The sequence below is a fragment of the Actinomadura sp. NPDC000929 genome (genome assembly GCF_040492065.1).
Taxonomy (GTDB): Bacteria; Actinomycetota; Actinomycetes; order Streptosporangiales; family Streptosporangiaceae; genus Spirillospora; species Spirillospora verrucosospora.
On sequence record NZ_JBEUPA010000074.1, the window covers coordinates 1 to 23,083 of the forward strand.

Here is a 23,083-nt window from a genome sequence, read left to right on the forward strand (position 1 = left end):
GCCCCGGCCCGCGGGGCCGCCCCGCCCCCCCCGGCCGGCCGGGGCCGCCGGGCGGGCGGGGGCGCCCCCCCCCCCCCCCGCCGCGCGCGGAGGGGTGTTTCATCCGGATTCCTCCATCTGGTTGGGGTGGGCTCTCTTGCAGTGGGTCAGGGGGCGGAGCGCAGGCGGTCGCGCAGTCCGGCGCCGTACGCGGTCGGGGTGCCGTCGTAGGAGCTGATCAGCGACGGGCCGCCGGAGCAGTCCCAGGTGTTCCACGTCCAGCCGAGGTAGGACGCTCCGCGCGCGTCCAGCCAGGACATGAGCGCGTCGACGTAGGAGTGGCCGCAGGTGTTCTCGCCGATCTCGCCGGCGACGAGCGGGACCTGCGCGGCGACGGGCGCGATCTGCTGGTCCCAGCAGGACGCGTCCTTGCAGTAGTTGAAGTTGTAGGAGTGCCACGCGGCCGCCAGGTTCCCGGTGGGGTCGGACGGCTTCTGCGCGAGCCACTGGCCGAGGTCGTTGGAGTAGCTGCTGCCCGCGACCATGACGACGTTCTGCGCGCCGGTGGAGCGGACGGCGTCGAGGAGGTCCTGCATCCCGGCCGCCTCGTAGGTCAGGCCCGTGCAGGCCGAGCCGCCGTCGCGCCAGCACCTCCATGACTGGGCGTAGTCCATGACCTGGAGGTTGTTCGGGTACGGCTCGTTGAACAGGTCGAACACGACCGCCGTGTCGCCCTTGTAGGCGGTGGCGAGTTGCTTCCAGAATTCCGGTGCGTACTGGGCGTCCGGCATCGGTTTCTGGCATTCCGCGGCCGCGGTCTGGCAATGGCTGTCATAGCCCGTCCACAATCCGCGGCTCCAGTGCAGTTCCAGGATGGGCGTGATGCCGTTCTCTTCGAGCAGCCCCACGTAATTCCTGACGGCGTTCTGGTAGGCGGTTCCGCGGTAGGCGGGCTCGACGTTGTCCAAGCCCAGCCAGCAGTCGGAGTTGAGCGGCACCCGGACCGCGTTGACATTCCACTTCCTGATCGCGGCGACGGAGGCCGCGTCCATCGGGCCGTCCCATATCCCGTTGCCCTGGACGCAGGCGAACTCGCCGCCGGACCGGTTCACCCCGCGGAGGCGAACCGCGGCGCCGGCGGCGTTCACGAACGTGTTGCCGGAGACCTTCAGCTTGGGCGCGGGACCGCCGGGCGGGGGAGTCGTCGGGGGTTCGGTGGTGGGCTCGCCGTCGCCGTTGCAGGCCGTCCCGTTGAGCGCGAAGGCGGTCGGCGCGGCGTTCGCGCCGCTGTAGGAGAACTGCGCCCCGGCCTGCACGGTCGCGCCCGTGGCGAGGGCCGCGTTCCAGCTCTCGTTGGCGACGGTGACGGTCGTGCCCGACTGCGTCCACCGGCCGTTCCAGCCGCCGGTGAGGCGCTGGTTCCCGGTGTAGGAGTAGGTCAGCGTCCAGCCGGTCACGGCCGGGCCCCGGTTGGTGATCGTGACGGCGGCGGTGAATCCGGTGCCCCAGTCGTTGGTGGTGTAGCCGACCTCGCAGGCGACCGCGGCGCGGGCCGGCCGCGCGCCGAGCACGGTCCCGGTTCCCGCGACGAGCGAGCCCGCCGCGCAGATCGCGCCGGTCAGCGCGGCCACCGCCGCGGTGCGCGGGGAAAGCGATCTCATGGATCTCCGCCTTCACGTCGGACGATTGAGCTTGGGAGCGCTCCCACTCCTGGACTGCGGTGAACGTAGAACGCCCCGGACGCGGGAGGGAAGCCTTGTTCCATTCCTTTCACGAACTTTCACGGCGCCTTGCGCGCGCGGTGAGCGGCGGGTGCGGGCGGCCCCGAATTCGGTTTCCTCGCGACCCTTGACACGATGCGCGTCCGATCAGATTCTTGGGAGCGCTCCCACTACTCCCGACCCGGTCCACCCCCTCGAAAGGCCGGGAACCCCCGAAGGGAGTGCCGAAAGCGTGACCGTCACCCACCCCCCGCACGATCCCGCCCTCCCCGACCGACCGCCCACCCTCGCCCACGTCGCGCAGCTCGCCGGCGTGTCGCCGGCCACCGCGTCCCGCGTGCTGAACGGGTCCGCGCGCGTCAGCAGGGCGGCCCGCCTCCAGGTCGAGGCGGCGGTCGAGCGGCTCGGCTACGTCCGGCGCCGCAGCGGCCCTCCCGACCGGGAGTCCTCCGGCACCGTCGCCGCCGTCGTCTGCGAGGACGGCTGCCGCGTCCTCGGCGACCCGTTCTTCGCGCGCCTGCTGTGGGGCGTGCGCCGCGAGCTCGGCGGCCGCGCGCCGCTCGTCGTCCTCATGGCCGGCCGGGCCGACGAGTGGCGGGCGACCACCGGCTACCTGCGCGGCGGCCGGGCCGAGGGCGTGCTGCTCGTCGGCGCCCGCCGCGACCAGGTCGCCCCCCTCGTGCAGGCCGCCGCTGGCGCTCCCGTGGTGCTCGCCGGGCGCCCGCTCGACGAGGTGGCGCTGCCGTACGTCGACGTCGACAACCAGGGCGGCGCGCACGCCGCCGTCCGGCACCTGCTGGCCTCGGGCCGCCGCCGGATCGGCACCATCGCCGGGCCGGCCGACATGGGCGCCGCCGTGGACCGCCTGGCCGGCTACCGGCTCGCGGCGCGCGAGGCCGGGATCGGCGTCAACGGGCTGGTCTGCCAGGGCGACTTCGGCCGGCTGTCCGGCGAGCGGGCGATGCGCCGCCTGCTGGAGCGCCGGCCGGACGTCGACGCCGTGCTCGCCGCGTCCGACCAGATGGCGGTCGGCGCGCTGAGCGCGCTGCGCCGGGCGGGCCGCCGCGTCCCCGACGACGTCGCGGTCGTCGGGTTCGACGACGCTCCGGTGGCCCAGCAGGTCCGCCCCCGGCTGACGACCGTCCGGCAGCCGGCCGAGGACCTCGGCGCCCGCCTGGCGCGCGAACTGCGCGCCTGCACCGGAGGCCGGCCGAACACCGAGCGCGGCGTCGTGCTGCGCACCAAGTTGATCATCCGGGAGTCCGGCTGACGGACCGGGGCCGGCGCGGCCCCCGCCCTCCCCGGCACCACCACCGCCGTGCTCCGCCGGCGGTGGAGACCGCCATGCCCGGACACCGGGCGCGACAGGAAGGAACACAGGTGAGAAGACAGCAAAGATGGCGCGGGTTAACGGCCGTGGGCGCGGTGCTTGCCCTGCTCTGCGGCGGACTGGGCGTGATGGCCCCGGCCCACGCCGCCGCGGTCGCGTGCAAGGTCGTCTACAAGAAGAACGACTGGGGGAGCGGCTTCACCGCGAGCATCGACATCACCAACCAGGGTGACGCGCTGGACGGTTGGAAGCTGACCTACTCCTACTCGGGGAACCAGAAGCTGGCGAGCGGCTGGTCGGCGAAGTGGTCGCAGTCGGGCCAGCAGGTCACCGCCGAGAACGAGAGCTGGAACAGGGCGCTCGCCTCCGGCGCCTCGGTGAACGTCGGCGCGCAGTTCACCTACAGCGGGACGAACACCGACCCCACCGCGTTCAGCCTCAACGGCACGCCGTGCAACCAGAGCTCGTCCGCCCCGACGGTGGCGCTGACGAGCCCGTCCGCCGGCGCGACGTACTCGGTGGGCGCCTCGGTGCCGATCGCCGCCACCGCGGCGGCCGGCTCCGGCGCGACCGTCTCCAAGGTCGAGTTCTTCGACCAGGACGGGTCCCTCGGCGCGGCCGACACCACGGCCCCGTACGGGCTGAACTGGACGCCCGCGGCGGCCGGCTCGTACTCGCTCTACGCCAGGGTCACCGACAGCACCGGCGCGACGGCCGAGTCCGCGCCGGTGGGCGTCACGGTGACGGCGGCGGCGAGCGTCGTGGCGAGCCCCACCGCGCTGACCGTCGCGCAGGGCGCGAAGGCCGCCTACGCGGTGAAGCTGTCGGAGGCCCCCTCCGGCTCGGTCACCGTGACGACGACCCGGACGGCGGGCAACTCCGGCCTGTCGGTGACCGGCGGCGGGACGCTGACCTTCACGCAGCAGAACTGGTCCACCGCCCAGAACGTGACGATCACCGCGGACGCCTCCGGGACGGGCCAGGCGACGTTCACCTCCGCCGCGTCCGGCTACACGGCCGCCAAGGTCACCGCCACCGAGGTGTCGACCTCCGGCGACGCCTACACCCAGCGGTTCCTCGACCAGTACAACAAGATCAAGGACCCGGCGAACGGCTACTTCAGCCCCGAGGGCATCCCGTACCACTCGGTGGAGACGTTCATGGTCGAGGCCCCCGACCACGGTCACGAGACGACGTCGGAGGCCTACAGCTACCTGATCTGGCTGGAGGCCATGTACGGCAAGGTCACGCAGAACTGGGCCCCCTTCAACGCCTCCTGGGCGCTGATGGAGAAGTACATGATCCCGACGCACGCGGACCAGCCGACGAACTCCTTCTACAACGCCTCCAAGCCCGCCACCTACGCCGCCGAGCATCCCGCGGTGAGCGACTACCCGTCGCTGATCGACGGCAACGTCCCGGTCGGCCAGGACCCGATCGCGAGCGAGCTGAAGTCCGCCTACGGCACCGACGACATCTACGGCATGCACTGGCTGCAGGACGTGGACAACGTCTACGGGTACGGCAACACCCCCGGCGGCGGCTGCGAGCAGGGTCCGAGCGCGGACGGCCCCTCCTACATCAACACCTACCAGCGCGGTTCGCAGGAGTCGGTGTTCGAGACCGTTCCGCAGCCGACGTGCGACAAGTTCGCCTTCGGCGGCCCCAACGGGTACCTCGACCTGTTCATCAAGGACTCCTCCTACGCCAAGCAGTGGAAGTTCACCGACGCGCCGGACGCCGACGCGCGCGCCATCCAGGCCGCGTACTGGGCGAACGCCTGGGCCAAGGACCAGGGCAAGTCGGGCGACGTCTCGGCCACCGTGGCCAAGGCGGGCAAGATGGGCGACTACCTGCGCTACTCGTTCTTCGACAAGTACTTCAAGAAGATCGGCGACTGCCACTCGCCCTCGTCCTGCCCGGCCGGGTCGGGCAAGGACAGCGAGCACTACCTGCTGTCCTGGTACTACGCGTGGGGCGGCGCGAACGACACGAACGCCGGCTGGGCCTGGCGCATCGGCGACGGCGCCTCGCACTTCGGCTACCAGAACCCCCTGGCCGCCTACGCGCTGGTGAACGACGCCGCGCTCGCGCCCAAGGGCGCGACGGCCAAGGCCGACTGGAGCAAGAGCCTCACCCGGCAGCTCCAGCTCTACAAGTGGCTCCAGTCCGCCGAGGGCGCGATCGCCGGAGGCGTCACCAACAGCTGGGAGGGCAGCTACAGCACGCCGCCGACCGGACTGACCGAGTTCTTCGGCATGGCCTACGACTGGCAGCCCGTCTACCACGACCCGCCGAGCAACCAGTGGTTCGGCTTCCAGGCGTGGTCGATGGAGCGCGTGGCCGAGTACTACCAGGTCTCCGGCGACGCGTCCGCCAAGGCGGTTCTCGACAAGTGGGTCGCCTGGGCGCTGTCGCAGACGACGGTCGACCCGTCCACGGGCGGGATCAAGATCCCTTCCACCCTCAAGTGGACGGGGCAGCCGGACGCGAACTGGTCGACCGCCACCGGGATGCCGCCCGCCAACACCGGGCTGCACGTCTCGGTGCAGGACTACACCGACGACGTCGGCGTGGCCGCCGCGTACGCCAAGACGCTGACGTACTACGCCGCCAAGTCCGGTGACGCCGCCGCCAAGCAGGCCGCCAAGGACCTGCTCGACGCCATCTGGAAGCACACCGACGCCAAGGGCGTCTCCGTCCAGGAGACCAGGTCCGACTACAAGCGCCTCGCCGACCCGGTCTACGTCCCCTCCGGCTGGAGCGGCAAGATGCCGAACGGCGACCCGATCAACTCCAGCTCGACCTTCATGTCCATCCGTTCCTTCTACAAGAGCGACCCCGACTACGCGCGCGCGTGGGCGTACGCCAGCGGCCAGAGTTCGACGGCGCCGGTGTTCACCTACCACCGCTTCTGGGCCCAGGCGGACATAGCCCTGGCCATGGCCGACTACGGCCGCCTCCTCGGGTGACCAACGCGCGAGGGCCCGTCGCGACGCCTGTCGCGACGGGCTCTCCGCTCGTCCAAGGGGCCCGCCACCAGGCGCGACGCCCGTGTATGCGAACATATGTTCGTGTCCGCCGGTGCGACGATCCTGCATGCCGACCTGGACGCGTTCTACGCGTCGGTCGAGCAGCGGGACGATCCCGCCCTGCGGGGGCGGCCGGTGATCGTCGGGACGGGCGTGGTCCTGGCGGCGAGCTACGAGGCCAGGGCGTGCGGCGTGCGGACGGCGATGAGCGGCGGGCAGGCCCGCCGGCTGTGCCCGCGGGCGGTCGTCGTCCGGCCGCGCATGAGCGCCTACAGCGCGGCGAGCAAGGCGGTCTTCGCGGTGTTCCGGGCCACGACGCCGCTGGTGGAGGGCCTGTCGATCGACGAGGCGTTCCTCGACGCCGACGGGCTGCGCCGCCCCCCGCCGGAGGTGGCCGTCCGGCTGCGGCGCGAGATCGCCGAGGAGGTCGGGCTGCCGATCACGGTCGGGGTCGCGCGCACCAAGTTCCTCGCCAAGGTCGCCAGCGGCGTCGCCAAGCCCGACGGGCTGCTGGTGGTGCCGCCGGACGGCGAACTGGAGTTCCTGCGCCCGCTGCCGGTGCGGCGGCTGTGGGGCGTGGGGCCCGCGACGGCGGCCAAGCTCGCCGGGTTCGGCGTGACGACGGTCGGGGACGTGGCCGCGATGCCGGAGTCCACGCTGGTGTCGATGCTCGGCCCGGGGGCGGGCCGCCACCTGTACGCGCTGGCGCACAACCGCGACCCGCGCCCCGTGCGGACGGGCGTGCGGCGGCGGTCGATGGGGGCGCAGCGGGCGCTCGGCCGCCGTGCCCGGTCGGCGGCGGAGCTGGACGCGATGCTCGTCGGGCTGGCCGACCGGCTCGGCGGGCGGCTGCGCAAGGCCCGCCGCGTCTGCCGGACGGTCACCCTCCGGCTGCGGTTCGGCGACTACGCCCGGGCCACGCGCTCGCACACGCTGGCCCAGGCCACCGCCGAGACCCCCGTGCTCCTGGCGGCGGCGCGGGGCCTGCTCGCCGCCGCCCGCCCGATGATCGACGAGCGCGGCCTGACGCTGATCGGCCTCTCGCTGGGCAACCTGCACGACGACGGCGCCGTCCAGCTCACCCTGCCGTTCGACCAGGCGATGGCGGTGGACGGCGCGGTCGACGGCGTCCGCGACCGGTTCGGCCAGTCCGCCATCACCCGCGCCGTGCTCCTCGGCCGGGACCAGGGCGACCCGGTGCCGCTGCTTCCCGACTGAGACGGCGCGCCCCCGCGGTCAGGACGGCTCGACGATCCCGAGGCCGTCCGCGCCGACCTGGACGGCGGACTCGTCCAGCGCCGACTCCGCGATCGGCTGGAGGCGGCCGTCCAGGTCGAGGACGGGGCTGGCCTCCTTGTACCAGGACTCGATCACCGCGTTGCCCCAGAAGTCGCGGCGGCGGTCGTCGTGCACGTTCCACCGGAACGTCTCGTGGTCCGGGTCGCCCGTGTAGTAGTCCGAGGTGTAGATCTCGACCCGGTGCCCGTCGGGGTCGCGGAGGTACACGTAGAAGGCGTTGGACACGCCGTGCCGCCCGGGGCCGCGCTCGATGTGGTGCTCCTTGCGCAGCGAGCCGAACACGTCGGCGGTGCGCAGCACCTGGTGGGACTCGTGCGTCGCCATCCCGACGTGGTGCAGCCGGGGGCCGGCGCCGCCGGTGAACGCGACGTCGTGCACGGTCTGCTTGCGGTACATCCACGCCGCGTAGAGCTCGTGCTCGTCGCCCTCGATCGTCTCCGAGCAGCCGAAGCCGAGGGACTTGTAGTGCTCGTAGGCGGCGGGGATGTCGGGCGTGCAGATGTTGAAGTGGTCCAGGCGCGCGATCTGCGCGCCGCGGTGCAGGTCGTAGCGCTGGATGAGGCGCTCCCCGCGCGCGATGTCGTGGAAGAACTCCACGGTGAAGCCGAGCGGGTCGACGACGCGGACGGCGTCCCCGACCCCGTGGGTCCCGGCCCCGGCGGGGACCCGCCGGACGGGCCGGCCGAGGGAGGCGAAGAACCGCTCGGCCCGGTCGACGTCCTCGGGCGTCCGGACCCGGTAGGCGATGTGGTCCAGGGCGGCGACGGGCCCGGAACGCAGGACGAGGGAGTGGTGGGTCAGCTCGTCGGTGCCGCGCAGGTACAGCGCGCCGGCGTCCTCGTGCTGGACGTGCAGGCCCAGCATGTCGACCCAGAACCAGCGGGCGGCGGCCAGGTCCGTGACGGCCAGTTGCGCGTACGCGGAGCGGATCACGTCGGGGGGTGTGGTCATCGTGGCTCCTGGGCGCCGAAGCGGGGCGTGTGCACCTCGCCGAGCATGACGTGCACGATCTTGGATTCGGAGAAGAAGTCGATGCTGTGCGCGCCGCCCTCACGGCCGAGCCCGGAGTCCTTCACCCCTCCGAAGGGAGTGCGCAGGTCACGGACGTTGTGCGAGTTGATCCAGACCATACCCGAGGCGACCCCGTGGGCGATGCGGTGGCCGCGGCGCAGGTCGTCGGTCCACACGTAGGCGGCGAGCCCGTAGCGGGTGGCGTTGGCCAGCTCCACCGCCTCGGCCTCGTCGTCGAAGGGCGCGACGGCCACGACCGGGCCGAAGATCTCCTCCTGGAAGATCCGGGCGTCCCGCGGGACGTCGGCGAACACGGCGGGCTGCAGGTAGTTGCCCTCCGGCAGGTGCCCCGGGCGGCCGCCGCCCGCGATCAGCCGGCCCTCCCGCCGGCCGACCTCGACGTACTCCAGCACCCGCGCGTAGTGCTCGGGGTGGACGAGGGCGCCGACCTCGGTGGCGGGGTCGGACGGCGGCCCGACCCGCACCTTCTCGGCGCGCTCGGCGAGCCGCCGGGTGAACTCCTCGTAGACGGGGCGTTCCACGAGCACGCGGGACCCGGCCGTGCAGCGCTCCCCGTTGAGCGAGAAGACGCCGAACACGACCGAGTCGAGCGCGGCGTCCAGGTCGGCGTCGGCGAACACGACGACGGGGGACTTGCCGCCGAGCTCCATGGACAGCGCTTTCAGGCCGTCGGCGGAGCACCGCATGATGTGCCGTCCGGTCTCGGTGGAGCCGGTGAACGACAGCAGCGGCACGTCCGGGTGGTCGACGAGCGCCTGCCCGGCGGCCTCGCCGACGCCGTGCACGATGTTGACCACCCCGGCGGGCACGCCCGCCTCGGTGAGGATCTCCGGCCACAGGCCCGCCGACAGCGGCGTCCACTCGGCGGGCTTCAGCACGAGCGTGCAGCCGGACGCCAGCGCCGGGGCGAGTTTCCAGCTCTCCAGCATGAACGGGGTGTTCCACGGGGTGATCAGCCCGGCGACGCCCGCGGGCGTCCGGACGACGTAGTTGAGCTGGGTGTCGCCGACCCGGTAGGCCTCCTCGCCGAGCGCGACGATCACGTCGGCGAAGTAGCGGAAGTTCTCGGCGGCGCGCCGGGCCTGGCCGCGGGCCTGGGTGATCGGCAGTCCGGAGTCGAAGGACTCCAGCTCGGCGAGCCGGTCCTCGCGCGCCTCGACGGCGTCGGCGACGCGGACGAGGATCGAGGCGCGCTCGCGGTTGCCGAGCGCGGCCCAGCCGGGGAACGCCGCGCGGGCCGCGGCCACGGCCCGGTCGACGTCGGCGGCCCCGCCCGCCGCGGCGGTGGCGTAGGGGGTGTTGGTCACGGGGTCGGCGACGTCGAAGACCGCGCCGTCGGCGCTGTCGGCGAAGGCGCCGCCGATCCAGTGCCGGATGCGGTCCGGCAGCCCGGCCGGGCGGGCGGGGGAGGAGGGGAGGGGCATCGTGCTCTCTTCCGGTTCGGTGCGGGAGGCTGGGCGGCGGGGTCAGATCCCCGCGGTGAGGTCGCCGCCCTGGTCGAGCAGCGCGCGGATGCGCGCCTGCGCCTCGGCGGAGGGCGGGGCGAGCGGCGGCCGGACGTGCCCGGAGGGGAGGCGGCCCCGCCGCTCCAGCACCCACTTGGCGGGGGCCGGGTTCGTCTCGACGAACAGCAGGTCCACGAGGGGGTGCAGCCGGTAGTGCAGGTCGCGGGCGGCGGCGTGGTCGCCGGCCGTCCACAGCTCGTACATGCGGGCGACCGCGGCGGGCGCGAGGTTGGCGACGGCGCTGACGAACCCGGCGCCGCCGAGGGCGAGCAGCGGCAGGCACAGCAGCTCGATGCCGGACCAGACGAGCAGCTCGGGCCCGCAGGCGTGCAGGACGCGGGAGAAGTGCTCGAAGTCCTTGGTCGTCTCCTTGATCCCGACGACGTTGTCGAAGTCGGCGAACAGCCGGCGGACGGTCTCGGGCGCGATGTCCACGGCCGTCCGGGACGGCACGTTGTAGATCACCAGTGGCAGGTCGGGGAACTCCCGCGCCACGGCCGCGTACCAGTCGTACAGGGCCTGCTGGGTGGGCCGCGCGTAGTACGGGGTGATCACCAGGGCGGCGTCGGCGCCGGCGTCGCGGGCCGCGGCGGTGATCTCCAGCGTCTCCTCCAGCCTGGCCGAGCCGGTGCCGGGCAGGAACGGGACGCGGTCCGCGACCTCGCCGGCGGCGGTGCGGATCGCCGCGATCCGCTCGGCGGCGGTCTGGCTGCTCGGCTCCCCGGTGGAGCCGCCCAGCGAGATCCCGTGCGAGCCGGACTCCAGCTGCCAGCGGATCAGCCCGCGCAGCGCGTCGTGGTCGACGCCGCCCTCCGCGGTGAACGGTGTGACGACGGGCGCGATCGACCCGCGGATCGCGGCCGGATCGGTGCGGAACTTCAACTCATCGCTCCTCGGTTGGCGGGCGGTTCGGCTGTGAGTCGGGTACTGCTGTGAGGCGGGTACTGCTGTGGGGGCGGGTCAGCGCCCGTCGCGGCGCCAGGCCAGGTAGGCCTCCCGCCAGCGCGGACCGAGCGGGTACAGGCCCTCGACGGGCTCGCCGGCGGCGACGCGCTCGGCGATGAAGCGCTCCTGCGCCTCCTGCTCGGCGGCGTCCTCGGCGAGCCCGCGCACGAGGTCCGGCGGGATGACGACGACGCCGTCGGCGTCGCCGACCAGGACGTCGCCCGGCTGGACGAGCGCGCCGCCGCAGGCGATCGGCAGCCCGGTGTCCCAGGGGACGTGGCGCCGCCCGAGCACGGCCGGGTGCGCGCCCGCGTGGAAGACCGGCAGGTCCAGTCCGGCCACGGCGGCGCTGTCGCGGAGCCCGCCGTCGGTGACGACCCCGGCCGCGCCGCGCCGCAGGGCCCGCAGCGCGAGGATGTCGCCGATCGTCCCGGAGGAGGCGTCGCGGCGCGCGTCCATGACCAGCACCTGGCCCGGACGCAGTTCCTCCACGGCCCGCTTCTGGGCGTTCATGCCGCCGCCGTACCGCTCGAACAGGTCCTCGCGGAGCGGCAGGTAGCGCAGTGTGTGCGCGATCCCGACCATCTTCACCGCGTCCCCGCCGGCCGGGTGGACGCCGTCGACGGACATGTGCTGCAGGCCGCGCTTGCGCATCTGGGCACTGAGCGTGGCGGTCGACAGGCTCCGCAGCGCGGTCGCGGTCGCCTTGTCCAGGACGGGCTCGCGCACGTAGGCCGGGCCCCAGGCGTCGGCCCGGACGGCGTCGTCCACCTTCGGCATGGCGCCCCACTGGGGGAGCGGATCCGCGTCCACGACCGGGTTGGACAGGCGTCCGGTGGTGGCGGATCCTGCGGTCACCTCGACCTCGACGACGTCGCCGGGGGAGGCGACCGAGGCGCCGGCGGGCGTGCCGGTGAGGATGACGTCCCCGGCTTCGAGGGTGACGAGCCGGGAGAGGTCGGCGACCAGGTCGGCGAAGGGGAACAGAAGGGTGTCGCTGGTGTCGTCCTGGACGACCTCTCCGTTCACCCAGGTGCGGACGCGCAGCGCGCGCGGGTCCAGGTCCCGCGCGTCGAGGAGCCGCGGGCCGATGGGGGTGAAGCCGTCCGAGCCCTTGGAGCGCAGGTTGGAGCCCCGGTCGGCGTAGCGCAGGTCGTGGACGCCGGCGTCGTTGGCGGCCGTCACCCAGCCGACGTGCTCCCAGGCGTCCGCCGGCGCCACGCGGTGCGCGCGCCGCCCGACGACCAGGGCGATCTCGCCCTCGAAGGTCATCAGCTCGCATCCCGCGGGGCGGTTCAGCGGGTCGCCCGTCCCGGCGAGCGAGGACGGCGGCTTGAGGAAGTAGGACGGCTCGGCGGGGATCCGGCCGCGCTCCCTCGCCCGGGAGGGGAAGTTGAGGTGCACGGCGATGATCTTCGAGGGCCGGTTGCCCAGGGGGTGCGGCACGGGGCTCTCTCCTGTGACGGGACGGGGCCGGACCCCGCGGACGAGGTCACAAGGAAATCGTATATGAAGTCATGCACGATGACGAGGGTAGGGCCGTCCTGACTTCGATCGTTCCAATCGAGGGCCGGACGCGACGGGAGACGAAGTCCCCGCGCAGTATGATCGAAAATCGTATGCGAAATCCTCTAGGAGGTGCTTGACGGATGCGCGACCTCGCCGTTCGCACGTTCACGCCGGACAGCCCGGCGGACGCCCCGCCCGTGCTGCTCGTCCACGGCTTCGGCTCCGACGGGCGGGCCGACTGGATCGAGACCGGGATGGTCGGCGCCCTGACCGCCGTCGGGCGGACCGTCCTCGTCCCGGACCTGCCCGGCCACGGCGAGAGCCCGGCGCCGGCCTCGCCGGACGCGGCCGCCGCGCCCGCGGTCGCCGCCGCCCTGGTGTCCGCCGTGGACCGGGCGGGGGCCGGGACGTTCGACGTGGTCGGCTACTCCCTGGGCGCCAGGATCGCGTGGGAGCTGCCGTCGGCCGCCCCGGGACGGGTGGAACGCTCTGTCCTCGGCGGGTTGAGCCCTGTCGAGCCCTTCAGCGCCGTCGACATCGACGCGTTCCGCCGCGCCGTCCGGGAGGGCGCGGAGTGCGACGACCCGTTCACCGGCGCCATCGCGGCCATGGTCAGGGCGCAGGGCGACCGCGCCGCCGGGCTCGCGCTCTGCGTCGAGGGCCTGCGCGCGACGCCGTTCGAGGGCGGTCCGTGGAACGCGAAGGTTCTTCCCGTCTTCGTCGTCGGAGAGAATGATGAGCTGACACGAGGAATCGGCCGGCTCGCCGAGGAGCTCGGCGAGGCGGAACTGGTCACCGTGCCCGGCGCCCACCACGAGGTGCTGGGCGGGCCGCACTGGCGTGTGGCCGTCCTGGACGCGCTGTCGCGGTGACCGGGCCGGCGAACACGTCCGGGGGGCGCGGGCCGAGGATGAGGAGAACCGGGTGAGTGCCGCGAAGAAGCAGGACCAGACCAAGGAGAGCAAGGCCGAGTTCTGCTACGAGCTGCTGCGGTCGCGCATCCTCGAAGGCACCTACGTGCCCGGATACCGGCTGGTGATCAACCAGCTCGCCCAGGAGACCGGGGTCAGCACGATCCCGCTGCGCGAGGCGCTGCGCCGGCTGCAGTCCGACGGGCTCGTGGAGGTGGTGCGCAACGTCGGCGCCCGCGTCGCGGTCTTCGACGCCGAGCAGGTCGAGCACACGCTGCAGATCCTCGCCCGGCTGGAGGGCTACGCCACCGCGATCTCCGCGCCGCTCATGACGGCCGCGCACATCGACGCCTCCCGCAAGATCAACGACCGGATGGTGGAGGCGCTGGAGGAGTTCGACCCGACCGCGTTCACCGCGCTCAACCGCGAGTTCCACTTCTCGATCTACGAGCACTGCCCGGACGCGCACCTGCGCTCCCTGCTCGAGGCCGAGTGGACGCGGCTGGACCACATGCGCCGCTCGACCTTCAGCTACGTCCCCGGCCGCGCCCGCCGCTCCGTGGTCGAGCACGGGCAGATCCTCGACCTCATCGCCGGCGGCGGCGACCCGGCCGAGATCGAGCGCATCGCCTGCGCGCACAAGAACGCCACCGCCGACGCCCTCCACAGCGCGCACCCCGTCCCGCACAAGTGACCTGAGAGCCGAACGCGCCGTTCCCACCGGGCGAGTGATGGGGAACGGCGCGTTCGGGTCCCGGACGCCGGTGCGGGCCGGCGTGCTTCCGCGCGGCTACACGAGCAACTGGCCGCCGTCCACCTGGATCACCGCGCCGGTGATGTGGTCGGCCTGGCCGGAGGCGAGGAACAGCACCAGCGGGGCGATGTCGCCGGTCGTGGCGATCCTGCCGAGCGGAATGCGGGACTCCCAGGCGGCGCGGGCCTGCGGGTCGTCCATCAGCCCGGCCGTCATCGGCGTGTGGACGGGCCCCGGCGCGACGCCGTTGACCCGGATGCCGTGGCCGGCGAGCTCCAGGGCGGCGGTGCGGGTGAGGGCGTCCACGGCCGCCTTGGTGGCCTCGTAGTGGCCGAGGCCCGCGGTGGGCTGGCGGGCGCCGATCGAGCTGATGTTGACGATGCGGCCGCGCGTGCCGTTCTGGATCATCTGGCCGGCGACCACCTGGGTGACGGTGAACGTGCCGCGCAGGTTGACCGCGACGACCGTGTCGAACACCTCCAGGGGCAGGGAGGTCAGCGGGCCGCCGCCCGCCACCACGCCGGCGTTGTTGACCAGCACCTCGATCGGGCCGAGCGCCCCGGTCGCCTCGGCGACCCCGGCGGAGACGGAGCCGGCGTCGGTGACGTCCATGGCGACGGCGCGGACGCCCAGTTCCCCGGCGGCGCGCGCGGCGGCTCCGGTGTCCCGGTCGGCGATCGCCACCCGGTCGCCGGCCGCGGCGAACGCGGCGGCGACGGCGCGGCCGATGCCGCTGGCGCCGCCGGTGACGAGGACGGCGCGCCCGGCGCTCACCGGGCCTCCGCGATGATGACCCGGGGGCTGGCGGGCAGGGCACGGGTCTCGACCGGCTCCCAGCCCGCGGCGGTCAGCCAGCCGCGCACCTCGGCCTCGGGATAGACGACGGTGCCGTCGATGACGAGGTACTCGCCCGCGTGCAGCGCGTCGATGACCCGCTGGTCGGGGTCGTCGTCCAGGAAGAAGTCGAGCAGGACGAGCATGCCGCCGGGGGCCGCGGCGCGCCGGGCCCGCCGGATCATCTCCTGGTTCCGCTCGGCGTCGAAGCGGTGGACGACGTGCTCCAGCAGGACGAGGTCGAACCCCTCGGGGACGTCGCCGGTGAGCGGGTCGGCTTCCACGACCTCGCTGCGCCCGCCGAGCCCGGCGTCGAGCAGGGCCTTGCGGGCGAACTCGGTGAACTGGCCGGGCGCGAGGAACGTCCCGTGCGCCTGCCGGGCCGAGCGGAGCGCCTCGACGAGGAACGCGGCGGACAGGCCGCCGTAGTCCAGGATCCGGGAGTACCGGGTGAAGTCGAAGTTCTCCGCGAGCATCCTGGCGTGCAGCGCGTTGTAGGTCATCACGCCGTTCATGAACGTCTGCATCCGGTCGCCGGCGAGGTCCAGGGGCCGCGGCTCGGCGCTGGCCGCGGTGGCGCCGAAGCCGAGCCAGTGCGGGTAGCTGATCGCGTCCAGGAAGGCCAGGAAGGGGCGCAGGTCGACGCCGTCGCCCTCGCCGGACAGGTAGGCCGCGGCGGCGGGGGAGTTGGCGTAGCGGCCGCTCTCCCGCGCCAGCAGTCCGAGGCCGGCGAGCGCGTCGCCGAGGATCCGGGCGCTGCGCTCCGGCATCCCCGCCCGGCCGGCCAGCTCGGCCGCGGTGGCCGGCCCGCCCGCGAGCGCGGCGAACACGCCCGCCTCGCTCGCCGCGAACAGCTGCTTGGCGGCCATGTAGCCGGTGGCGACGCCGAGGATGCCCGAGGGGTCCGGTGAGGAATGCGCCATGGAAGTGGTCTCCTTCGCGGTAAGAATATGCCAGATGCTATACGATCGTTGCGTCAGCGGCCAGGGGGCCCGGCCCACGGCCGATCTTCCTCATCGGAGGTCATGATGGAGTTCGCAGAACGGGCGCCGCGCAGGCGCCTCGGCGTGGGCGGACCGGAGGTCCCGCTCCTGGCGCTCGGCTCCTGGAACACCTGGGACCGCATGGACCGCGACGACGCGGCCGAGCTGCTGCGCCTCGCCGTCGACCGCGGCGTCGACCTGTTCGACGTCGCCCACTACGACTTCGGCCCGCACGCGGAGAACGCCCAGACGGACGTGCTGTTCGGGCAGGCCGTCCGCGACGCCGGGCTCGCGCGCGAGGACTATCTGCTGTGCGGCAAGCTCTGGCTCTGGGAGTACCCCGCGTCCTCGTTCGCCGAACAGATGCAGGTCTCCCTCGGCCGGATCGGCGTCGACCGCGCCGACATGGTCGTGGTCGGCGACTTCGCGGAGCGCCCCGACCTGCGCGCCGTGGTGACGGACGTGGCGGAGCAGGTCCGCGCGGGCAGGTTCGCCCATTGGGGCGTCAACAACTGGTCTGCCGGTGACGTGCTGTTCGCCTGCCGTTTCGCCGCCTCCGAGGGCCTCGTGCCGCCCTCGTTCGCCCAGCTGAAGTACAGCCTGGTCCGCCGCTCGGTGCCCGAGGGGGCGCCCTTCGGCGGGCTGTTCACCGGCGAGGGCCTCGCCCTGCAGGCGTCGGACGTCCTGGAGGGCGGCATCCTCGCCGGGAAGCCGCACCCCGAGCGCAAGATCGGCGCCGACCCGGGAGGGATCCGCGACCGGATCCGCGCCGTCGTGCCCGAGGTCCGGAGGATCGCCGACCGGTTCGGCGCCACGCCCGCGCAGCTCTCCATCGCCTACTGCCTGGCCAACCCCGCGGTGGCGAACGTCCTGGTCGGGGTCACGAGGGCGGCGCAGCTGGAGGACAACCTCGCCGCCCTGGCCCTGTGCGCCCGGCGCGGCGACGAGCTGCGCGCCGCCCTCGCCGGGCTGTGGCTGGACAAGGACGTGGTCGACCCGGCGGCGTCGTGGGGCGCCGACGCTCCCGTTCGCGCCTGACGCCGCGCGCCCTAGACCTCGTAGACGACCTCGCCGTCGAGGACGGTCATCGTCACCGGCAGCGAGGGCAGGTCCCGGGGCTCCACGCCGAACAGGTCGCCGCCGAGCACGCACAGGTCGGCGGCCTTGCCCGGCTCGACGGAGCCCTTGACGTCCTCCTCCCCGTCCTGCCGGGCGGGCGCGGCGGTGTACGCCCGCAGCGCCTCGGCCACCGCGAGCCGCTGCGCCGCGCCCCGCACGGAGCCGTCCAGGCCGCGGCGGGTGACCGCCGCGGCCATCCCCGCGCGCCAGTCCGGGGTGAGGACGGGGGAGTCGGAGCTGAGGCACAGCGGGACGCCCGCGTCGAGCGCGTCCCGCAGCGGCCAGGCGTCCCGCAGGGCGTCCTGCCCGAGCGCCGCCGCGAGCATCGGCTCGGTGGCCACCGGGATGCCCGCCTGGGTGTTCAGCCCGATCCGGTTCGAGGCGAGGACGGTCAGCGTCGCGGGGGAGAGCAGGTCGCCGTGGATGACGTAGTGCCGGGCGTCCCGGCCGTCCCGGGCCAGGGCCGCCGCGAGCGCGTCCGCCACGACGCGCGTCGCGCGGTCGCCCGTGGCGTGCACGCCGATCTGGTGCCCGGCGTCGTGCGCCGCGTCGATCATCGTCCGCAGGGCCGCCTCCCGCTCGGCGTCGGAGCCGCCGTCGACCAGCAGGGCGCCGTGCGAGCCGTCGGTGTAGGGGCGGTCGGTCCAGGCGCTGCGCATCGGGGGAATGCCGTCGGCGAAGATCTTCACGCCCGCGACCCGGAACCGGCCCGGGACGCCGGCGGGCGGCCTGAAGTCGCGCAGGCCCCCCAGTAGATCCTCCGCCGTGCTGCGGCCGTCCAGCTCCCCGAACAGCATCAGCGCGGTGACGCGGGCCTTCAGCCGGCCCTCGCCGGCCAGGTCGGCGTAGTCGTGCAGGGCGTCCGAGCCGAAGCAGCCGCTCGGGCCGCCGTCCTCGCCCGGGCCGAGGCCGGGCTCGGTGTAGCTGGTGATCCCGAGCGAGGCCAGCAGGTCGGCGGTGCGCAGGATCGCGCGGCGCCGGTCCCCGGCGGTCTCCAGCCGGGACGGCGCCTCGTGCGCGTGCCCGCCGGTGGCGGCAAGCTGGTCCATCAGCAGCTTCGGCCACATGGCGCCGAGCCACACTCCGTGCAGGTGCGAGTCGTTGATACCCGGCAGCACCGAGCGGCCGTCCAGCCGGACGACGCGGGTCCGGGGGCCGATCAGGGGCGCGACCTCGCCCGCCGTGCCCACGCGGGCGATGCGGCCGCCGCGCACGGCGACCGCCTGCGCGATGCGGTCGCGGGCGTCGACCGTGTGGACCCGGCCACCGGTCAGGACGAGGTCGGCGGCGGAAACATCCGGCATATCCTGCTCCAACTCTGGACACCGTCGATGGGCTGCAATTAACGTACACGGAATCAGATACGATTTTGGAGTGCCCGGCCGGGAGGCGCGGGCACACCGGGCCTTCGGAGGTAAACGATGCCCCTGGATCCCGAGGCGCAGCGGATCATCGACCGCACCCCCGCCGAGGACCCGAGCGGCGGCGCCCCGCTGGACGCGGCGGCCATGCGGGAGGGGTTCCGCCGGATGTGGGCGGTGCCGGACGACCTCCCGCCCGTGGGCTCCGTGGCCGACACCGCGATCCCCGGCCCGGCCGGAGACATCCCCGTCCGGGTCTACACCCCCGAGGGGGAGGGCCCCTTCCCGGCGTTCGTCTGGTTCCACGGGGGCGGGTGGACGATCGGCGGCCTCGACGAGAACGAGTACTCCTGCCGCGCCGTCTGCGCCGCCGCGGGCGCCGTGGTGATGTCCGTCGACTACCGGCTGGCCCCCGAGAACCCGTTCCCGGCCGCGGCCGACGACGCCTACGCCGCCGTCCGCTGGGTCGCCGAGCACGGCGAGCGCATCGGCGCCGACCCCTCCCGCGTCGCCGTGGGCGGCGAGAGCGCGGGCGGCAACCTCGCCGCCGTCGTCGCGCTCAAGGCGCGCGACCTCGGCGGGCCGGAGCTGGCTCTGCAGGTGCTCGTCTCCCCGGTCCTCGGCCACCCCGACGAGGGGCGCGCCTCCTACCGCGAGTACGCCGAGGGCTACTTCCTCTCCAAGGCCAGCATGGACTGGTTCTTCACCACCTACCCCAAGGACGAGCGCGACCTGGAGGACCCCTACCTGCTGCCCCTGCGGGCCAAGAGCTTCGCCGGGCTGTGCCGGGCGCTCGTCCTCGAAGCCGAGTGCGACGTGCTCCGCGACGAGGGCGAGGAGTACGCGGTGCGGCTCAAGGACGCGGGCGTCCAGACCGACCTCGTCCGCTACGACGGCATGATCCACGCGTTCTTCGGCCCGCTCGCCACCGAGCTGTCGGTGGCGAAGGACGCCCAGGCCCGGACGGCCGCCGCCCTGCGCTCGGCCTTCGGCACGGACGGCGAGTGATGACCGCTCCGGCTCTCGCCCTCGACGGCGTCGGCGTGGACCGGGCCGAGGTCCCGGTCGTGCACGAGGTCACGCTCGACGCCGCGCCGGGCGCGGTCACCGTGATCCTCGGCGCGAACGGCGCCGGCAAGACGACGCTGATGGACGGCATCGCCGGCCTGGCCCCCGTCAGGTCCGGCACCATCCGGCTGGACGGCGCCGCCATCGAGAGACTCGCCCCCTACAAGCGGGCCCGCGCCGGCCTCGGCTACGTCGAGCAGGCCCGCACCACGTTCCGCACGCTCACCGTCGAGCAGAACCTCATCGTCTCCCAGCGGGGCGACGGCGACCTCGGCACCGTCTACCGGCTCTTCCCGGAGCTGGAGAAGAGGCGGAGCCTGCAGGCCGGGTACCTGTCCGGCGGCGAGCAGCAGATGGTCGTGCTCGGCCGGGCCCTGGTCTCGGCTCCCAAGGTCGTGCTGATCGACGAGATGTCGCTCGGCCTCGCCCCGCTGGTGGTGCGCCGGCTGATGTCCACGGTCGGCGAGCTGGCCGGGATGGGCATCGCGGTCGTGCTGATCGAGCAGTTCGCGAACCTCGCGCTGGACGTCGGCACCCACGCCCACGTCCTGCGCAAGGGACGCGTGGTCTTCTCCGGGCCGTGCGGCGAGCTGCGCGGCGACGAGCGGCGCCTGCACCGGCTCTACTTCGGCGGGCCGCCGGTCGGCGCCGCCGGCGCGGGCGCCGGGGCGGCGGAGGGCGGGCCTCGATGAACCTGGTCGACAAGCGCGGCCTCGGCACCGGTCTCGGCATCGCGGTGCTCGCCTGCGCGCTGCTCCCGCTGGTCCTGCCGCCGTACTGGATCTACCTGGCGATCAGCGCCGTGATCAGCGCGGTGATCATGCAGAGCTTCGGGGTGATCGTCGGACGGGCCGGCGTCATGTCGCTGTGCCAGATGTCGTTCGCCGCGATCGGCGCCTGGGTGGTGCTGCGGCTGAACGTGGCGGACGCGCCGGGCGGCTTCTACCTGTGGCTGCTTCTCGGCGGCCTGGCCGCCGTCCCCGTCGGCGTCGCCATCGGACTGCCCGCGCTGCGCATCCGCGGCGTCAACCTCGCCGTCGTCACCTTCGGGTTCGCGGTCAGCACCGACATCGTGCTGAACGTCAACCCGTTCCCCGGCGCGGCCGACCTGACGATGCTGGAGCGGCCCGCCCCCTTCGACACCGACGGCGGCTACTTCGTCTTCACGGTGATCGTGTTCACCGTGCTGGCCGTCGCCCTCGGGATCATCGGCCGGACCCGGCTCGGGCTGTCCTGGTACGAGCTGCGGCACTCCGAGCGGTCCGCCGCGGCGCACGGCGTCTCGGTGGCGCGCGGCAAGCTCGCCGCGTTCGCGATCAGCGCGTTCGTCGCCGGGATCGGCGGCGGGCTGCTGGTCGGCCAGCTGAGCCTGGTGGTCCCGCAGAACTTCGCGATGGGCCAGTCCCTCGCGCTGTTCGCCGTCGCCATCATGATCGGCCCGCACCACCCGGAGGGCGCCGTGCTCGGCGGGATCTTCGGCGCGGTGATGGCGACGATCATGGAGAAGGTCTCGCTGCCGCAGGACTTCGGCGGCGTGCTGTTCGGCGCCGGCGCCCTGCTCGCGCTGCGCAGCGGGCTCAGCCAGACCGACCTGACCCGGATGCGCAGGCGGGAGCGCGACGCCCGGAAGATCCTCAAGGAGGCCGAGGATGCGCCCGCCCCCGAGGACGCGCCCGCCGCCGAGGAGGCCGGATCCCTCCCGGCGCCCGCGCCCGCGCCCGGGCCCACCGGCGACCGCGCACCGGTGCTGGCGGTTCAGGGGCTCACCGTCAAGTTCGGCGAGGTCGTGGCGCTGGACGCCGTCGACCTGACCGTCCCCGAGGGCGCGGTCGTCGGGCTCATCGGCCCGAACGGCGCCGGAAAGTCGACGTTCATCGCGGCGGTCAGCGGTTTCGTCGCGGGCTACGGGGGCGCGGTCGAGCTGGCCGGGCGGCGGCTGGACGGACTCGGGCCGAGCCGCCGCGCCGTGCTCGGCCTTCGCCGCACCTTCCAGACCACCGCGATCGCGCCCGAGCTCAGCCTGTACGACTACCTGACGATCGGCGCCGGCCGGCGGCTGCCGCGGGCCGAGGCCGACGAGCTGCTGGAGTTCTTCGGCTGCCCGCCCGGCCAGGTCCCGGTGTCGATCGTCGACGCCGGCACCCGGCGCCTCCTGGACGTCGCCGCCGCGGTCGCGGCGCGGCCGAAGGTCGCGCTGCTGGACGAGCCCGCCGCCGGCCAGTCCGCCGCCGAGTCGCTGCGCCTCGCCAGGCGCCTGGCGGCCGTGCCCGCGGCGTTCGGGGTCTCGGTCCTGCTCGTCGAGCACGACATGGAGCTCGTCCAGGCCACCTGCGAGCAGGTCACGGTCCTGGACTTCGGCCACGTCATCGCCTCCGGCCCCACCGGCGAGGTCCTGGAGGACCCCGCCGTCCGGGCCGCCTACCTCGGCGCCGCCGACGTCCCGGCGTCCTGACCGTCCCGTACCCCTCACCCACCCCTCCCCGCGAAGCAAGGGCCTCAGCGATGAAGCGCACTTTCACGACGGCGGCCGCGGCCGCGCTCGCCCTCTCACTCACCGCCGCCGGATGCCGGTCCTCCGGCGGGTCCGACGGCCCGATCAAGGTCGGTTCGATCAACGGCATCACCGGGCTGTTCCAGACCCCGGAGGTCCCCAAGGCCGTCAAGGCGGTGTTCGACGAGGTCAACGCCGCGGGCGGCATCAACGGCCGCAAGCTGCGGCTGGTCGCCAAGGACGACGCGATGGACCCGGCGCGCGCCGGCCAGGCCGCCCGCGAGCTGATCAAGTCCGAGGGCGTGGTCGCCCTGGCCGGCTCGTCCAGCGCCGTGGACTGCGGCCTCAACCGCGCCACCTACAGCAAGGAGAAGATCGTCTCGATCCCCGCGGTCGGCGTCGACCCGTCCTGCTTCACCAGCCCCAACATCGCCCCCGTGAACCCCGGCCCCTACGCGCTGACCACGGCGATGCTGTACTACGCGTCCGAGACGCTCAAGCACGACAGGGTCTGCATCGACTACACCGTCCTGCCCGGAAGCGGCGGCGGCATCGAGAACGCCATCAAGGCGTGGAGCGACCTCACCGGCAAGTCCCTCGCCCACAAGAACCTCGCCGTCGGGCAGGGCGACCCGACCCGCTACCTCGTGGCGGACAAGAACGCCGGCTGCCAGGCGGTCCTCTACAACGCGACCGTCGGGCCCTGGTTCGCGCAGGCCAGGACCCAGGGCATGCAGAACGTCGACTTCATCCTCGCGGCCAACAGCTACACCGACGCCAACGCCAAGGTGATCCCGGCGGACATGAACGCCTACGCGGGCACCGAGTGGCAGCCCTACACCGACCCGACCCTGCCGGGCAACGAGCGCTGGTCCAGGCTCGTCGACCGGAACGGCATCCAGAAGACGGCGTTCAGCCAGGGCGCCGTCATGGCCGCGGACGTGTTCGTGCAGGTCCTCAAGGGCATCAAGGGCGACATCACCCGCGAGTCGGTCACCAAGGCGTTCAAGGAGATGAAGCCGATCGACTACCCGATGGCCGGGAGCCCGTGGGTGTTCGGGCCCGGCGGCGAGCACAGCCCCATCAAGGGCAGCCAGTTCGTCAAGGCGGACAAGGGCGGCTGGAAGGTGCTGCCCGGCGGCTTCACCGTCCCGACCAAGAAGTAGCCGTCCCGCCGCCGGGCGCGCGCGGCACCCCCGCGCGCGCCCGG

General features: G+C 73.6%; 18 protein-coding genes. 10 read left to right on the plus strand and 8 right to left on the minus strand.

Annotated elements, in window-relative coordinates:
- Positions 1–146: 146 nt before the first annotated feature.
- Positions 147–1,640, minus strand: a complete 1,494-nt coding sequence (locus tag ABWI04_RS24095; RefSeq protein ID WP_345176259.1) for a cellulase family glycosylhydrolase — start codon at positions 1,638–1,640, stop codon at positions 147–149.
- 292 nt (positions 1,641–1,932) lie between these two features.
- Between ABWI04_RS24095 and ABWI04_RS24100 the strand changes: the two genes are divergently transcribed.
- The 3 genes from ABWI04_RS24100 to dinB all read left to right on the plus strand — a co-directional run bounded on the left by ABWI04_RS24100 (position 1,933) and on the right by dinB (position 7,280).
- Complete coding sequence (locus tag ABWI04_RS24100) at positions 1,933–2,970, plus strand: LacI family DNA-binding transcriptional regulator (protein WP_345176258.1); 1,038 nt, start codon at positions 1,933–1,935, stop codon at positions 2,968–2,970.
- 146 nt (positions 2,971–3,116) lie between these two features.
- The gene (locus ABWI04_RS24105) at positions 3,117–6,002 is read left to right on the plus strand and encodes a glycoside hydrolase family 48 protein (protein ID WP_353833868.1); all 2,886 of its coding nucleotides are present in this window, start codon (positions 3,117–3,119) and stop codon (positions 6,000–6,002) included.
- A gap of 102 nt (positions 6,003–6,104) precedes the next feature.
- Positions 6,105–7,280 (plus strand): DNA polymerase IV, encoded by a 1,176-nt coding sequence (gene dinB, locus ABWI04_RS24110; protein ID WP_345176252.1) that lies wholly within the window; start codon positions 6,105–6,107, stop codon positions 7,278–7,280.
- An 18-nt stretch (positions 7,281–7,298) separates the two neighbouring features.
- On the opposite strand, the gene hpaD is transcribed toward dinB, so the two are convergent.
- From hpaD to ABWI04_RS24130, 4 genes are all read right to left on the minus strand, one after another.
- Positions 7,299–8,312 carry a 3,4-dihydroxyphenylacetate 2,3-dioxygenase gene (hpaD, locus tag ABWI04_RS24115; RefSeq protein ID WP_353833869.1) on the minus strand — a complete coding sequence of 338 codons (1,014 nt, stop codon included), beginning with the start codon at positions 8,310–8,312 and terminating at the stop codon, positions 7,299–7,301.
- Positions 8,309–9,817: a 5-carboxymethyl-2-hydroxymuconate semialdehyde dehydrogenase gene (gene hpaE, locus ABWI04_RS24120; RefSeq protein ID WP_345176247.1), complete on the minus strand. Its 1,509-nt coding sequence runs from the start codon at positions 9,815–9,817 to the stop codon at positions 8,309–8,311. Before hpaE ends, hpaD begins: the two co-directional genes overlap by 4 nt.
- Positions 9,818–9,859: 42 nt before the next feature.
- On the minus strand, positions 9,860–10,780 hold the full coding sequence (dapA, locus tag ABWI04_RS24125; protein ID WP_353833870.1) for a 4-hydroxy-tetrahydrodipicolinate synthase: 921 nt from the start codon (positions 10,778–10,780) through the stop codon (positions 9,860–9,862).
- A 78-nt stretch (positions 10,781–10,858) separates the two neighbouring features.
- On the minus strand, positions 10,859–12,289 hold the full coding sequence (locus ABWI04_RS24130) for a fumarylacetoacetate hydrolase family protein (RefSeq protein ID WP_353833871.1): 1,431 nt from the start codon (positions 12,287–12,289) through the stop codon (positions 10,859–10,861).
- Positions 12,290–12,492: 203 nt separating this feature from the next.
- On the opposite strand from ABWI04_RS24130, the gene ABWI04_RS24135 reads away from it, so the two are divergent.
- On the plus strand, positions 12,493–13,224 hold the full coding sequence (locus ABWI04_RS24135; RefSeq protein ID WP_353833872.1) for an alpha/beta fold hydrolase: 732 nt from the start codon (positions 12,493–12,495) through the stop codon (positions 13,222–13,224).
- A gap of 52 nt (positions 13,225–13,276) precedes the next feature.
- Positions 13,277–13,957 carry a GntR family transcriptional regulator gene (locus ABWI04_RS24140; protein WP_345176238.1) on the plus strand — a complete coding sequence of 227 codons (681 nt, stop codon included), beginning with the start codon at positions 13,277–13,279 and terminating at the stop codon, positions 13,955–13,957.
- A gap of 96 nt (positions 13,958–14,053) precedes the next feature.
- Here the strand turns inward: ABWI04_RS24140 and ABWI04_RS24145 are convergent, their stop codons facing one another.
- Together ABWI04_RS24145 and ABWI04_RS24150 are read right to left on the minus strand one after the other, a co-directional pair.
- A complete protein-coding gene (locus ABWI04_RS24145) occupies positions 14,054–14,791 on the minus strand; it encodes an SDR family NAD(P)-dependent oxidoreductase (protein ID WP_353833873.1) in 738 nt (245 codons plus the stop codon).
- Entirely contained in the window at positions 14,788–15,774 is a 987-nt protein-coding gene (locus ABWI04_RS24150) for a methyltransferase (RefSeq protein ID WP_353833874.1), read from the minus strand. The genes ABWI04_RS24145 and ABWI04_RS24150 overlap by 4 nt, the downstream gene beginning before the upstream one ends.
- 102 nt (positions 15,775–15,876) lie before the next feature.
- Between ABWI04_RS24150 and ABWI04_RS24155 the strand changes: the two genes are divergently transcribed.
- The gene (locus ABWI04_RS24155; protein ID WP_353833875.1) at positions 15,877–16,872 is read left to right on the plus strand and encodes an aldo/keto reductase; all 996 of its coding nucleotides are present in this window, start codon (positions 15,877–15,879) and stop codon (positions 16,870–16,872) included.
- An 11-nt stretch (positions 16,873–16,883) separates the two neighbouring features.
- On the opposite strand, the gene ABWI04_RS24160 is transcribed toward ABWI04_RS24155, so the two are convergent.
- Positions 16,884–18,257 (minus strand): amidohydrolase, encoded by a 1,374-nt coding sequence (locus ABWI04_RS24160; protein ID WP_353833876.1) that lies wholly within the window; start codon positions 18,255–18,257, stop codon positions 16,884–16,886.
- Between the two features lie 117 nt (positions 18,258–18,374).
- Between ABWI04_RS24160 and lipP1 the strand changes: the two genes are divergently transcribed.
- The 4 genes from lipP1 to ABWI04_RS24180 are packed head-to-tail and all read left to right on the plus strand — an operon-like array spanning position 18,375 to position 23,039.
- Positions 18,375–19,322 (plus strand): LipP1 family hormone-sensitive lipase, encoded by a 948-nt coding sequence (gene lipP1 / locus ABWI04_RS24165; protein ID WP_345176227.1) that lies wholly within the window; start codon positions 18,375–18,377, stop codon positions 19,320–19,322.
- A complete protein-coding gene (locus ABWI04_RS24170) occupies positions 19,322–20,074 on the plus strand; it encodes an ABC transporter ATP-binding protein (RefSeq protein WP_345176224.1) in 753 nt (250 codons plus the stop codon). The genes lipP1 and ABWI04_RS24170 overlap by 1 nt, the downstream gene beginning before the upstream one ends.
- Positions 20,071–21,834, plus strand: coding sequence for a branched-chain amino acid ABC transporter ATP-binding protein/permease (locus ABWI04_RS24175; protein WP_353833877.1), 1,764 nt, complete (start codon positions 20,071–20,073; stop codon positions 21,832–21,834). The genes ABWI04_RS24170 and ABWI04_RS24175 overlap by 4 nt, the downstream gene beginning before the upstream one ends.
- Before the next feature lie 50 nt (positions 21,835–21,884).
- Complete coding sequence (locus tag ABWI04_RS24180) at positions 21,885–23,039, plus strand: ABC transporter substrate-binding protein (RefSeq protein WP_353833878.1); 1,155 nt, start codon at positions 21,885–21,887, stop codon at positions 23,037–23,039.
- The last annotated feature ends 44 nt before the right edge of the window (positions 23,040–23,083 follow it).